Origin of the sequence: Nonomuraea dietziae (assembly GCF_014195505.1) — a bacterium.
Classification (GTDB): Bacteria; Actinomycetota; Actinomycetes; order Streptosporangiales; family Streptosporangiaceae; genus Nonomuraea; species Nonomuraea roseola.
Window position 1 is genome coordinate 5,335,434 of record NZ_JACIBV010000001.1, and the last position, 12,774, is coordinate 5,348,207.

Annotated in this window: 12 protein-coding genes; 9 read left to right on the top strand and 3 right to left on the bottom strand. The window is 69.9% G+C overall.

The genetic code is table 11. The annotated features are described in order from the left end of the window. Positions 1-24 precede the first annotated feature (24 nt). A complete protein-coding gene (locus tag FHR33_RS25415) occupies positions 25-930 on the top strand; it encodes a glycerophosphodiester phosphodiesterase family protein (RefSeq protein WP_183652480.1) in 906 nt (301 codons plus the stop codon). A gap of 13 nt (positions 931-943) precedes the next feature. Here the strand turns inward: FHR33_RS25415 and FHR33_RS25420 are convergent, their stop codons facing one another. Continuing rightward, positions 944-1,648, bottom strand: coding sequence for a PepSY domain-containing protein (locus FHR33_RS25420; RefSeq protein WP_183652483.1), 705 nt, complete (start codon positions 1,646-1,648; stop codon positions 944-946). A 67-nt stretch (positions 1,649-1,715) separates the two neighbouring features. Further along, positions 1,716-2,825, bottom strand: a complete 1,110-nt coding sequence (gene corA, locus FHR33_RS25425; RefSeq protein ID WP_183652486.1) for a magnesium/cobalt transporter CorA — start codon at positions 2,823-2,825, stop codon at positions 1,716-1,718. 362 nt (positions 2,826-3,187) lie between these two features. Between corA and purD the strand changes: the two genes are divergently transcribed. The 6 genes from purD (at position 3,188) to FHR33_RS25455 (ending at position 9,478) form a co-directional block, all read left to right on the top strand. Continuing rightward, positions 3,188-4,408, top strand: a complete 1,221-nt coding sequence (purD, locus tag FHR33_RS25430; protein WP_183652489.1) for a phosphoribosylamine--glycine ligase — start codon at positions 3,188-3,190, stop codon at positions 4,406-4,408. Next, the gene (locus tag FHR33_RS25435; RefSeq protein ID WP_183652492.1) at positions 4,405-5,241 is read left to right on the top strand and encodes a phosphoribosylaminoimidazolesuccinocarboxamide synthase; all 837 of its coding nucleotides are present in this window, start codon (positions 4,405-4,407) and stop codon (positions 5,239-5,241) included. The genes purD and FHR33_RS25435 overlap by 4 nt, the downstream gene beginning before the upstream one ends. 87 nt (positions 5,242-5,328) lie before the next feature. Beyond that, on the top strand, positions 5,329-6,591 hold the full coding sequence (murA, locus tag FHR33_RS25440; RefSeq protein ID WP_183652495.1) for a UDP-N-acetylglucosamine 1-carboxyvinyltransferase: 1,263 nt from the start codon (positions 5,329-5,331) through the stop codon (positions 6,589-6,591). A gap of 170 nt (positions 6,592-6,761) precedes the next feature. Continuing rightward, positions 6,762-8,051, top strand: a complete 1,290-nt coding sequence (locus FHR33_RS25445) for a transcriptional regulator (RefSeq protein WP_183652498.1) — start codon at positions 6,762-6,764, stop codon at positions 8,049-8,051. 75 nt (positions 8,052-8,126) lie between these two features. Beyond that, positions 8,127-8,474: a VOC family protein gene (locus tag FHR33_RS25450; protein ID WP_183652501.1), complete on the top strand. Its 348-nt coding sequence runs from the start codon at positions 8,127-8,129 to the stop codon at positions 8,472-8,474. Between the two features lie 35 nt (positions 8,475-8,509). Further along, the gene (locus tag FHR33_RS25455; protein ID WP_183652504.1) at positions 8,510-9,478 is read left to right on the top strand and encodes an EamA family transporter; all 969 of its coding nucleotides are present in this window, start codon (positions 8,510-8,512) and stop codon (positions 9,476-9,478) included. Here FHR33_RS25455 and FHR33_RS25460 read toward each other — a convergent pair. Further along, positions 9,386-10,681, bottom strand: a complete 1,296-nt coding sequence (locus FHR33_RS25460; protein WP_221241239.1) for an aspartate aminotransferase family protein — start codon at positions 10,679-10,681, stop codon at positions 9,386-9,388. The two genes, FHR33_RS25455 and FHR33_RS25460, sit on opposite strands and share 93 nt — an antisense overlap. A 115-nt stretch (positions 10,682-10,796) precedes the next feature. Here FHR33_RS25460 and FHR33_RS25465 point away from each other — a divergent pair, with 115 nt between their 5' ends. Together FHR33_RS25465 and FHR33_RS25470 are read left to right on the top strand one after the other, a co-directional pair. Continuing rightward, on the top strand, positions 10,797-11,639 hold the full coding sequence (locus FHR33_RS25465) for a fumarylacetoacetate hydrolase family protein (protein WP_221241240.1): 843 nt from the start codon (positions 10,797-10,799) through the stop codon (positions 11,637-11,639). A 9-nt stretch (positions 11,640-11,648) separates the two neighbouring features. After that, positions 11,649-12,734, top strand: a complete 1,086-nt coding sequence (locus FHR33_RS25470) for a helix-turn-helix domain-containing protein (protein ID WP_183652507.1) — start codon at positions 11,649-11,651, stop codon at positions 12,732-12,734. Positions 12,735-12,774: the final 40 nt, after the last annotated feature.

Here is a 12,774-nt window from a genome sequence, read left to right on the forward strand (position 1 = left end):
CGCCATAGCGGTAAGGTCCCCGATGTGCATGTCGAAATTCACGGTCATCGGGGTGCGAGAGGGCTCTGGCCCGAGAACACCCTTCCCGGGTTGAGCCACGCCATGGAGATGGGCGTCCATGCGCTGGAGTTCGACGTCGCGCTCACCGCCGACCGGCGTCTCGTGCTCACGCACGACCTCACGGTCTCGGCCGTGACGAGCGCCGACACGCGGCCCGCGGCGGCGCAGGACCCGATGTTCCCCTACGTGGGTAAGCCCATCAACGCCCTCACCCTCGCCCAGCTGCGCACGCTGGACGTCGGAGTGCGGCTGCCGCGGCACCCCAACGATCCCTTCGCGCTCACGCAGAAGCCCATGCCCGAGACCCGCATGCCGACGCTCGGCGCGGTGCTCGGCCTGGTCAACGCCTACGACGCGGACTCGGTCAGGCTGCACGTCGAGCTGAAGTCGGATCCGACCAGGCCGGAGCTGACGCCCGATCCCCTGGAGTTCACCGAGGCCGTGGTGGCCGAGCTCGACAGGCACGGCAGGCTCGGCAACGCGGCGATCCTCAGCTTCGACTGGCGGATCATCGCTCACGCCGCCTCGCTCGCCCCCGGCGCCCAGCGCTTCGCCCTGATCGAGCGCGACACGCTGCACTGGCACGACGACCTGGGCGACGACATCCCCGCCGCGGCGCGGGCCGCGGGCGGCACCACGCTCTCGCCCGAACACGTGATGGTGGACGAGGCGCTGATGGCACAGGCGGCCGCGGCGGGCATGCCCGTCGCGGTGTGGACGGTGAACGACGCCGCCACGGCCGAGCGGATGCTCGACCTCGGAGTGGCGGGCGTCGTCACCGACTATCCCGACCTGATGAGAGAGCTGTGGGAGGAGCGCGATTTGGCGCTCCCCCGTCCCGTGGGACCGCTCAAACCCGTCGGGGTCTGAGCCGGCCTTGCGGTCAGTCCGTCGAACGGTTCTTGGTGACCGTGCCGTCCTTGGCGTCGACCCTGACCTCCTGCTTGGTGCCGTCGCTGCCCATCACGTCGGCCTCCCAGACCACCTTGCCCTGGTGCCTGTCGAGGCTCAGCTCGGTGATCTTGCCTCCGGGCACCGCGGTGGCGACCTTCTCCGCCGCCTCCTCATAGCTGAGCTCGGCGCCCTTGACCAGAGCCATGAGCCTGGCCTTGTCCCCCGCGTCGTCGTCCTCGGCCGTGGGGCCCGAGACCACGTCGCCTGACTCCGCGTCCACGTCCAGCTGCTGCTCGACGCCGTCGCTGCCGACGACATGGACCTCCCAGAGGCGCCCGTCGTCCTCTGCCTCGATCGAGATGATCGTGCCGCCCTCGACGGCCTCCGTCGCCGCCGAGCCCGCCTTCTGCAGGTCCCCCGCGCCGGCGCCGGGGCTCGCCTCACCGGGGCTCGGGTCGCCGGGGCTCGGGTCACCGGGCGAGGGATCACCCGTCGGGTAACCCGTAGGGTCGCCCGGGGGCATCCCCGTCGGAGACAGGAGGCCGGCGATCTTGTCAGCCGCCGCCCTCGAGTCATCCCGTTGAGCGGTGAAGGTGCCGGACTGTGTGTCGCTGGCGCAGGCCGAGGCCGCGAACAGCGCCGAACCGGCAAGAATCGTGCCGATGATGGTCTTGGTCCCTCTTCCCCCATACATACCGTGGACGCTGCCCGGAACGTCGTAAAGGCACGCCCGGCGGTCCGGCAATACGGTCAAATGAGACCTAAAGCCATCCATTACGGCGGAAGCCGCGATAGAGGAACGTGCAGGCAGTGATCATGACGGCCAGCACGACGGGGTAGCCCCACACCTGCTTGGTCTCGGGCATGAAGTCGAAGTTCATCCCGTAGATTCCGGCGATCATCGTGGGCACGCTGATGATCGCCACCCACGAGGAGATCTTCCGCATGTCCTCGTTTGCGAGGGTGTTGGAGCGGGCGAGCGCGGCCTGCAGGATCGAGTTGGCCAGCTCGTTGGACGACTCGACCTGCTCGCACACCCTGGCCAGGTGGTCGCCGACGTCGCGGAAGTACTCGCGCATCTCGCTCGGGATGACGCGGCGCTGCGGGAGCGAGGCCATGGGCGGCTGCAGCGGCGTGACCGCGCGCTTCATCTCCAGCATCTCCCGCTTGAGCTGGTAGATGCGGTTGATGTCGCGGGAGCTGACGTCGGCGAAGACCGTGGCCTCGACCTCTTCGAGCTCGAGCTGCATGAGGTCGGCGACCTGCAGGTAGCGGTCGACGACGTGGTCGGAGATCGCGTGCAGCACGCCCGTGGGCCCGCGGTTCATCAGCTTGGGCTTGTCCTCGAGCTTCTCGCGGACCTCGGTGAGCGGGCAGTGCCTGCCGTGCCGCACGGTCACCACGAAGTCGGCGCCGAGGAAGACCATGATCTCGCCGGTGGCGATGATCTCACTGGTCGCGGTCAGCTCGTTGTGGTCGAGGTAGGCGACGGTCTTCAGGACCATGAACAGGGAGTCGCCGTAGCGCTCGATCTTGGGCCGCTGATGGGCCTTGACCGCGTCCTCCACCGACAGCGGGTGCAGGCCGAACACCTCGGCCAGCCACTCGACCTCGGGCGCCTCCGGCTCGTGCAGGCCGACCCAGACGAAGGCCTTGGCGCCGTCGTGGGCGACGTTGTGGGCGCGCACCAGCTCGAGTGACTCGACGATGCCTTCGGAGCAGATCTTCTTGCCATTGATGTAGGCGCCGTACTCGACGATGGAGTCGACGGGCGGCACGCAGCTCTCACGTACGGGTGAGGCCGGCTGGCGTGCGGCGTGCACGGAAACGGGGTGACGGTTGATGCGACGGAAGATCGTGGACGAGCGCATGGCAGTCCCTTTCCGCCCGACCTGGCACGGTCCACGCAGGACGAAAGATCACCTCAATCTAGAGATGCGTGGATGCACGATCAGGCTGCCGAATTGGAGTGGTCGGGGGTGCGCACAATGATCGTGCGCGAGCACGTACTGCTGGGATCACCAGGTTTCATCCCGGACCACCTCCAATCACACGAGACGCCGCAAAGCCGACCCAACCTATCACAGGCCGAGGAACCCCCCACAGGTTACTCGCCGACGGGTCTGGCGATCACGTAGAACTGCACAAACTTTCCACCCCCTTCCCGCACATCGGCTTCTCGGACTCCGCACGCGGGTGAAAACGCAAAGCAGTGAACTGGGAGAATGGGCGCGTGCGCGTTCTAGTGATTGGATCCGGCGGGCGGGAACACGCCCTGTGCCGCTCGCTCAAACTCGACCCCCAGGTTTCCGAGCTCCACTGTGCGCCCGGCAACGCCGGCATCGCGGAGATCGCGACCCTCCACGACATCTCACCCACCGACCCCGCGCGGGTCGCCGAGCTGGCCGAGAGCCTGCGGGCCGACCTGGTCGTCGTCGGCCCCGAGGCGCCGCTCGTGGCGGGGGTGGCCGACGCGGTGCGCGCCAAGGGCATCCCCTGCTTCGGCCCGAGCGGGCGCGCGGCGATGATCGAGGGCTCCAAGGCCTTCGCCAAGGACGTCATGAACGCCGCGGGCGTTCCCACGGCGAGGTCGCGCACCTGCTCCACGCGCGAGGAGGCGGAGGCGGCGCTCGGGGAGTTCGGCGCGCCCTACGTGGTCAAGGACGACGGGCTGGCCGCGGGCAAGGGCGTGGTCGTCACCGACGACCTCGGCCAGGCGCTCGACCACGCGCAGGCGTGCGAGCGGGTGGTGATCGAGGAGTTCCTCGACGGCCCCGAGGTGTCGCTGTTCGCGCTGTGCGACGGGTCGACCGCCGTGGCGCTGCAGCCCGCCCAGGACTTCAAGCGCGCCTACGACGGCGACGAGGGGCCCAACACCGGCGGCATGGGCGCCTACACGCCGCTGCCGTGGGCGCCGAAGGAGCTGTCGGAGCAGGTGATGCGCGAGGTCGTGCACCCGACGGTGGCCGAGCTGGCCGGGCGCGGCCTGCCGTACAACGGGGTGCTGTACGTCGGTCTCGCGCTGACGTCGAAGGGGCCGAAGGTCATCGAGTTCAACGCCAGGTTCGGCGACCCCGAGACGCAGGTCGTGCTCGACAGGCTCGAGACGCCGCTGGCGGGGCTGCTGCTGGCGTGCGCGACGGGCGAGCTGGCCGACCAGCCTCCGCTGTCCTACCGCGAGGGCTCCGCCGTGGCGGTGGTGATCGCGGCGGAGAACTACCCCGCCGACCCGGTCAAGGGCGACGTGATCTCCGGGCTTGAGCCGACGGAGCACGCCTACGTGCTCCACGCGGGCACCTCCCTCGACGACGGCAGGATCGTCTCCTCGGGCGGGCGCGTGCTCGCGGTCGTCGGCTCCGGCCCCGACCAGGAGAGCGCCAGGACCCACGCCTACGAGCTCGTGGACAGGATCGAGCTGCGCGGCTCGCACCACAGGACGGACATCGCCCGATGAAGCATGTACACTCCGGCAAGGTTCGCGATCTCTTCGAGACCGACGAGGGCCTCCTGCTGATGGTCGCCTCCGACCGCATCTCCGCCTTCGACCACGTGCTCGAACCGGAGATCCCCGACAAGGGCGCGATCCTCACGCAGCTCTCGCTGTGGTGGTTCGACCAGCTCAGCGACATCGTCCCCCACCACCTGGCGGGCGCCGCGCCCGACGCGCGCAGCATGGTGTGCAAGCCGCTGACGATGGTGCCGGTGGAGTGCGTGGCGCGCGGGTACCTCGCGGGCTCGGGCCTGGCCGACTACCGCCGCGACGGCGCCGTCTCCGGCGTACGGCTGCCGCAGGGCCTGCAGGACGGCTCGCGCCTGCCCGAGCCCATCTTCACCCCCTCCACGAAGGCCCCCATCGGCGAGCACGACGAGCCGATCTCCTTCGACCAGGTGGTCGCCGAGGTGGGCAAGGAGACGGCCGAGGAACTGCGCAGGATCACTCTCGCCGTCTACACGCGAGGCGCCGAGATCGCCCACGAGCGCGGCATCATCCTCGCCGACACCAAGATCGAACTCGGTTGGGATTCCAACGGAGTTCTGACCCTCGGAGACGAGGCCCTCACCCCCGACTCCTCCCGTTTCTGGCCACTCGATCAATGGGAGCCGGGGCACGCGCAGCCCTCATTCGACAAGCAATATGTCCGCGACTGGCTTACTTCGCCGGAATCCGGATGGGACAAATCATCCGGAGAGGCTCCTCCTCGCCTTCCCGACGAGGTGGTCGAGCGCACCAGGCAGCGCTATGTCGAGGCATACGAGCGCCTCACAGGACACTCCTTTACCGGGTAGTCACGGGGCGAATCGGCCGGCTCAGCCGTTCACAGCGGCTACTGTGGGCGCGTCCCGAACACATTCTTCCGAGGAGAGCAGAAGCGAATGGTCCGTTACCGCGTGCGCGGTGGCAACGCACTGCGTGGAACCGCGTTCATCCAGGGCGCGAAGAACGCCGTGCTGCCCATGATCGGGGCCGCCCTGCTCGCGGCCAAGGGCCGTACGGTCCTGCGCAACGTCCCCATCATCGAGGACGTCCGCCGCGCGGTCGAACTCGCGCAGGCCATCGGGGCGCATGTGGAGCTGCACGAGGCCGAACGCACGCTGGTGATCGACGCCTCCAGGCTGACCAACCCCGTGCTGCCCGCCGAGATCGCCAGGCGCTTCCGCGGCTCGGTGCTGTTCACGCCCGCCCTGCTCCACCGGCTGGGCGAGGCCGTGGTCGAGGGCGTCGGCGGCTGCAATCTCGGCAGCCGCAACCTCGACTTCCACTACCTCGGCTACAAGCGCCTCGGCGCGATCGTGGACGAGAGCGAGACCGTCATCCACGTCAAGTCGTCCGGCCTGACCGGCGCGACGCTGTACCTCGACACCCCGAGCCACACCGGCACCGAGAACCTCATCATGGCCGCGGCCCTGGCCAGCGGCACCACCGTGATCGAGAACGCGGCGCTGGAGCCCGAGGTCCTCGACGTGATCGACATGCTCACCAAGATGGGCGCGAAGATCCGCGGCGGCGGCACCGGCTTCATCACCGTCGAGGGCGTCACCGAGCTGCACGCCGTCGAGCACACCGTGATGCCCGACAGGCTCGACGCGGGCGTGTTCGCCATGGCGGCGGCCATCACCGGCGGCGAGCTCAGCCTCGTCGGCACCGGCCTCGACCTGGGTGTCGTGCGCTACAAGCTGGAGCAGATGGGCGTCGAGTTCCGCACTCAGGGCGCGGTGCTCAACGTCCGCTGCCACAACAGCCCGCTCAAGCCGATCAACGTCATCACCGACACCTATCCCGGGTTCGCGACCGACCTGCAGTCGCCGATGATGACCGTGGCCTGCTTCGCCGACGGCATCAGCTACATCCACGAGCGCATCTTCGACGGCCGTTTCGCACTCGCGGGCGAGCTCAACAAGATGGGCGCCGATGTGCGGGTGAAGGACAACGCGGCCACCGTCCACGGCCACACCCCGCTCGTCGGCACCAGGGTGACGGCGCACGACCTCCGCTCAGGAATCGCACTCGTTCTGGCGGGGCTCGCCGCCGAAGGCGAGACCGTCATCGAGTCCGGCTATCTCATCGACCGCGGCCATGCGCATCTGGCCGAACGAATGCGGGCGTTGGGCGCGGATATTATTCGCGAGGTTTCGTAGCGCTGACCTGGTTAAACTCTTTCCAGGGCGACTTTCTGGAAAATTTGGGCGTGACATTATGGCCCTCGCGAGCGATCGTTCCAAAAGAGAGCACTGCAATGGACGGCAGGATGGGACGAACATTGGTCGAGCGGACCGAAGAGCCTCCCCGAGTGTCACGCCCGGGCGCCATGACACCGGACCTCACGATCGGCGTGGTCGGACCTCACGATCTGGTCGAACGCGTCATGTTGATGGGCCACGCCGCGGCGCCCCTGCCCTGCCGCCTCGTCGCCGCCGCCTACCGCGACGAGCAGGAGGCGGCGGACAAGGTCACGAGGCTCGGGCCAGGGGTTGACGCATGCCTTTTCGCCAGCCCTGTCCCCTACGATCTGGCGAGGCGTTCCGGCGTTCTGACGATGCCGGCGACGTACGTCCAGCTCGGCGGGGCGGCGTTGATCGCGGCGCTGGCCAAGGCGGCCATCGACCCGAGGCTCGACCCCCAGCGGGTGAGCATCGACGTGGTCGCCCGCGCCGACGTCGAGGAGGCCTACACCGATCTGGGGATACCCGCCACCGACGTGCACAGCCGCGACGAGCCGGGCGCCACCGGCACGATCGCGGCCTACCACGAACGGCTGGCGAGACAGGGGGCGACCACGGGGGCACTCACGTGCCTGCCCGCGGTCGCCGACCGGCTGCAGACGGCGGGGGTCCCCGTCGTCAGGATCAGGCCGACCTCGGCCGCCGTGCGGACCGCGCTGCATACCGCGGCGCTGCTCGGCGCCCACCACAGGCTTGAGGAGTCGCAGCTGACCGTGGTGCTGGTGGAGGTGCCGACGCTGCGCGAACCCGTGCGCAGGGCCGCGCCCCGCTACTGGCGCGACGAGCTGCGCCTGTCACTGCACCGCCTGCTGGTCCAGGAGGCCAACAGGATCAACGCCACGGTCTGGCCCATCGACGACCACAGCTACCTGGTCACCGCCACCCGCGGCTCGATCGCCTCGGCGACGGACGGCTTCAGGGTGCTGCCCTTCGCCGCCAGGATCCGCGACGAGCTGGGGCTGGCGGTCGAGGTGGGCGTGGGCATGGGCCGTACCACTCATGACGCCGAATCCCACGCACGCGCCGCGCTGGCCCGCTCGCAGGCGGGCAAGCAGGCGCAGGGGTTCGCGGTCGACCGCGAGGGGCGGGCGCTGATCCCAGCGCCCAGGATGCCGCCTCAGGGGTCGACGCCGCTCAAGCCGAAGGGCATCGAGGTGCTCGCGAGGCTGGCGGCGAAGCTGGAGGGCGGCGACACGGTCGTCGACGCCGAGGGCGCCGGGAAGATGCTCGGGGTCACCCCGCGCACCGCTCGGCGGTTGCTGCGCACGCTGGTTGACGAGGGACTCGCGTGGCCGCTTCCGCCGAACCGCACGCCCCAGCCCGGCCGTCCACGACAGCTCTACCGGTTGATCGTGGAGAAGCTGGGGTCCAGGTGATCCGGTCCGTCGCCCCCCTTCCCCTTTTCAGGGGCGACGGACCCCTTCGGCACGGCATGCCGCGAGGATGGAGGCATGAGCATCCGCAGGGTAGTGCCCGACATCAGCAGTGAGGCGATCGACGACAGCCGCGAGTTCTACGGCCTGCTCGGCTTCGAGGAGGTCATGAACCTCGGCTGGGTGGTGACCATGGCCGCGCCGGACAACCCGACGGCGCAGGTGACACTCATCGGCCACGACGCCTCCGCGCCGCTCCAGCCCGACTTCAGCGTCGAGGTGTCCGACGTGGACGCGGTGCACGCGGCCGTGGTGGCGGCCGGGGCCGAGATCGTCCACCCGCTCACCGACGAGGCATGGGGCGTGCGCCGCTTCTTCGTCCGCGACCCCAACGGGCGGATCGTCAACGTGCTGACCCACCGCTGACCCCCGAGAACCGGGTGCGGCTAAGGTAAGCACCTATGGGACAAAACGCCACTGACAGACGGCTCCTCGTCTGGATCGCGCTGGGGATCGTCTACGTGGTGTGGGGGTCGACGTATCTCGGCATCGCCGTCGCGGTCGAGACGATTCCGCCCATGTACAGCGGCGCCATGCGCTTCGTGGCCGCGGGGGTGCTGCTGGGCGCCTTCCTGGTGGCCCGCAGGGGCACGGCGGTGTTCAGGATGACGCGCAGGGAGTTCGTCGGGGCGGCCGTCGCCGGCCTGCTGCTGCTGACCTTCGGCAACGGGCTCCTGGCGGTCGCCGAGCAGCACATCTCGACCGGCCTCGCCGCGCTGCTCGTCGCCTCCGTGCCGCTCTGGCTGGTGGTGTTCAGGTTCGCGGTCAGGGACAGGCCCAAGGTCCTCACGCTGGCCGGGGTGCTGGTGGGGCTCGGCGGCGTCGCGGCGCTGTCCCTGACCGGCGACGGCGGCGCGAGCTCGACCATCGGCATCATGGTGGTCCTGTTCGGGTCGCTGTCGTGGGCCGTGGGGTCGTTCCTTTCGAGCCGCGTCTCGATGCCGTCCAACCCGTTCGCCGCCAGCACCGTGGAGATGCTGGTCGGCGGCGTGGGACTCCTGCTGCTCGGCACGGCGACAGGCGAGCACCTGGACCTCGCGCAGATCTCGGGGCGCTCGTGGGTGGGCCTGGTCTACCTGATCCTGGTGGGCTCCCTGGTGGGGTTCACCTCGTTCGTGTGGCTGCTGGGCAACGCGCCCATCTCGCTGGTGTCCACCTACGCGTACGTGAACCCCGCGGTGGCCGTGGCGCTGGGCGCGCTCGTGCTGAGCGAGCCGGTGACCCCGCGGATCCTCATCGGCGGGCTGGTCATCCTGGTCGGCGTGGCGCTGGTGATCTCAACCGAACGGAAGGGTCCGCAACGCGTCAGCGAAGACCTCGACGGTGGCGGCGACGTCCGCCTCGGTGTGGGCCGTGGACAGGAACCATAGGCCGCGCGGCACCATGTTGACGCCGCGCTCGAGCAGCGCGGCGTGCAGGAGCGCCATCCTGGCCCTGTCGGTGCGGGCGAAGTCGCGGTAGTTCCTGACCGACTCCTCCTCGGTGAAGTACGTCTGGAAGACCGGCCCGGGGCCGTCCACCAGCAAGGGGACGCTCGCCTTCGCCGCCGCCTCCCTCAGTCCCTCCATGAGCGCCCTGCCACGGGCGTACAGGGTGCCGTAGACCTCCTCCCGCTGCTCGTCGAGGATGCGCAGGGTGGCCTCCGCCGCGGCGATGCCGACGGGCTGGGAGTTGAACGTGCCCGCGTGCGCGACCTTGCCCGTGGAGATGGTGTCCATCACGTCGGCGCGTCCCGCCAGGGCCGAGACCTGCATGCCGCCGGCCATGGCCTTGCCGAAGATCGACAGGTCGGGGTGGACGCCGAGGTACTCCTGCGCGCCTCCGGGGGCCAGGCGGAAGCCGGTGATGATCTCGTCGAAGATCAGCAGGCTGCCGTTCCTGTCGCACAGCTCCCTCACGGCCCGCAGGTAGCCGGGATCGGGCTCGATGGCGCCGGTGTTGCACAGCACGGGCTCCATGACCACGGCGGCGATCTGGTCGTCCATGAGACGGGCGAGCGCCTCCAGGTCGTTCCACGGCGCCACGACCAGGTCGGCGGCGGGTGGCTGGCCCGCGGTGCCGGGGACGGCGAGCGGTGCCTCGGCCGGGCCCGCCGCCTCCAGCGAGGGATGGACGCTGTAGAGGACGGGGTCGAGCCAGCCGTGGTAGTGGCCCTCGAACTTGAGGATCTTCGGCCGCCCCGTGTGCCCCCGGGCCAGCCGCCAGGCGGCGTGCGCGGCCTCCGAGCCCACGGTGTTGAAGCGGACCCGCTCGGCGGAGGGCACCATCGCGCACAGGCGTTCGGCCACCCGCGCCTCGGCGGCGTGCTGGGCGGAGTAGACGATGCCGCGCGAGACCTGCGCGGTGACGGCCTCGACGACGGCGGGCGGGCAGTGGCCGAGCAGCGCGGGCCCCTGGCCCAGGACGTAGTCGAGATAGACGTTGCCGTCCACGTCCCACAGGCGCGATCCCGCGGCCCTGTCGACGTAGAGAGGCACGCCTGCGCTACGGCGGGCGTCGCTGGAGACGCCGCCCGCGATGAAGCGCTGGGCGGTGGCGTAGAGGTCGCGGCTGACGTCCAGAGAGCGGGTCATGGCGACCATCAAAGGGCCGCCTGTCGCCCGGCGACAAGCAGGAGGGCAAGAAGTGGGTCGTCAGCGCAAATTTCGGTGCTTGTGGCTCCTCGCACCCGCTGGTGGGCTTGCTGGCATGTTCCTTGGACGCATCCGGCGCACCCCCTCCGCCCCCGTCGAACTGGTCGCCCTGCGCGACGGCGGGCTGGTCAGCCTGGCCGATCTCGGCACCGACGACCCCGTGGCCCTGCTGGACTCCCACGGCCTGTCCCGTCTGAGCGAGGAGGTCGCCTCGCGCAGGCCCGTGCTCGACGAGGCGGCCGTCGTCTTCGAGCCGCCCGTGGCCACCTGCACGAAGATCTGCTGCCTGGCGCTGAACTACGTCGCGCACGCCGAGGAGAGCGGCATGGAGGTGCCGCCCGAGCCCGTCCTGTTCTTCAAGCCGCCGTCCGCGCTGACCGGACACAACCGGCCGGTCGTCGCCCCCGCGCGGACCAGCCACCTGGAGCACGAGGTGGAGCTGGCCGTCGTCATCGGCAAGGTCACCAGAGACCTGCCCGCCGAGCGGTGGAGGGAGGCGGTCGCCGGATACACCGTCGTCAACGACATGACGGCGCGCGACCTGCAACTGGTCAACATCGGGCGCAACGTGCCGTGGGACCAGTCCAAGGGGTTCGACACCTTCGCCCCCGCGGGGCCTTACCTGGCCACCGTGGACGAGGTGCCCGATCCGCAGGCGCTGGAGCTGACGCTGGAGGTGGACGGCGAGGTCAGGCAGCGGGCCAACACCAAGCAGATGGTGTTCGGCATCCCACGGCTCATCGCCGACCTGTCCGACGGGATGACGCTGATGCCGGGCGATCTCATCGCCACGGGGACCATCGCGGGGATCGCTCCGCTCAAGGACGGCGACACCATGCGGGCGACGGTCGAGGGAGTCGGCACGCTCGTGAATACGGTCAAATTTCGGTCCGCCTAAAGTGGAGGCATGAGCTATGCCGTCGCCGCGCTGGTGGACATCGATGACTTCATCGCCTCCTCGCAGGCCCAGGGGCAGGTGTGGGCTCGCCGCCAGCTCCGGAGAGCCGACCGCGCGGTGCACGCCGCGGCCTTCGGCCGTCCCGGTGTGACCTGCAGGCCGCAGCCGCCCGAGGAGTGGCTGGTGATGCTGACGGGGGCCGATCCCGAGGCGCTGATGTCGGAGGCGACGGCGCTGGCCGAGGAGGTGCGGGCCAGGATCGTCAGGGAGACGGCCTGGACCGCCACGGTCAGCCTCGGCGTCCCCCGCCTCGGCCACGAGGAGGCGCAGAGGGAGGCGGAGAGGGAGGCGCGCCTGGCCAACGACTACAAGCTGGTGCTCGGCGGCGACAGGGTGATCTCTTCGGAGGCTTCCGCGGCTCGCGGCGCGCTGTCACCTCCTGTGCGGATCGAGGAGGAGCTGACCAGGCGGGTGCGGGCCGGTGACCGCAACGGCGCGGCGGGGCTGCTGGCCGGATGGGTGGACAGGTGCGCGAGCGAACGCGACGTCGATCCCGGGACGCTGCGCAACTGGCTCATCGGGGAGTTGCTGTTCGTCGTGGACGTGGTCAACCGCTCGCGGCTGCCGGACGGTTCGACCGACTGGGTGGAGGCCTGCGCCCGGCTGCCGATCGAGGACATCGTGACGGTGGGCGACATCCACGAGCGCTCCTACCTGCACATCTGGCTGAGGGAGACGCTGGGACGGCTGATGCCGCCCCCCGCGCGCACCGACATCCTGGCGCTGGCGGAGACGTATCTGGCCGAGCACTACACCGATCCGGGGCTTCGGCTGTCGACCGTGGCCGAGGCGGTGTGCGCGAGCCCGTTCTACATCTCGCACCTGTTCGCCGAGGAGCGGCGGACGACCTTCCTGCGGCACCTCACAGGGCTGCGGCTGCGCCACGCCCGCCGGCTGCTCACCACCACGGCGCTGCCCGTGGACGTGATCGCCGCGCGCACCGGATACCCCAGCGCGAAGGCGCTGCGCGGCGCGTTCAGGCGGCACGTCGGCTGCTCCCCCACCGAGTACCGCAGGGCGGGGCTGCGGCCCTGACCGCGACCACCTCACCTCACCTCATCAGGACCACCTCATC

Excerpts from the sequence above, each read along its gene's own strand:
- FHR33_RS25450 (WP_183652501.1), top strand. The coding sequence starts at position 8,127 with ATGAGCATCCGCAGGGTAGTGCCCGACATCAGCAGTGAGGCGATCGAC.
- FHR33_RS25460 (WP_221241239.1), bottom strand. The coding sequence starts at position 10,681 with ATGACCCGCTCTCTGGACGTCAGCCGCGACCTCTACGCCACCGCCCAG.
- FHR33_RS25470 (WP_183652507.1), top strand. The coding sequence starts at position 11,649 with ATGAGCTATGCCGTCGCCGCGCTGGTGGACATCGATGACTTCATCGCC.
- corA (WP_183652486.1), bottom strand. The coding sequence starts at position 2,825 with ATGCGCTCGTCCACGATCTTCCGTCGCATCAACCGTCACCCCGTTTCC.
- FHR33_RS25455 (WP_183652504.1), top strand. The coding sequence starts at position 8,510 with ATGGGACAAAACGCCACTGACAGACGGCTCCTCGTCTGGATCGCGCTG.
- FHR33_RS25435 (WP_183652492.1), top strand. The coding sequence starts at position 4,405 with ATGAAGCATGTACACTCCGGCAAGGTTCGCGATCTCTTCGAGACCGAC.
- FHR33_RS25445 (WP_183652498.1), top strand. The coding sequence starts at position 6,762 with ATGACACCGGACCTCACGATCGGCGTGGTCGGACCTCACGATCTGGTC.
- FHR33_RS25465 (WP_221241240.1), top strand. The coding sequence starts at position 10,797 with ATGTTCCTTGGACGCATCCGGCGCACCCCCTCCGCCCCCGTCGAACTG.
- FHR33_RS25420 (WP_183652483.1), bottom strand. The coding sequence starts at position 1,648 with ATGTATGGGGGAAGAGGGACCAAGACCATCATCGGCACGATTCTTGCC.
- murA (WP_183652495.1), top strand. The coding sequence starts at position 5,329 with ATGGTCCGTTACCGCGTGCGCGGTGGCAACGCACTGCGTGGAACCGCG.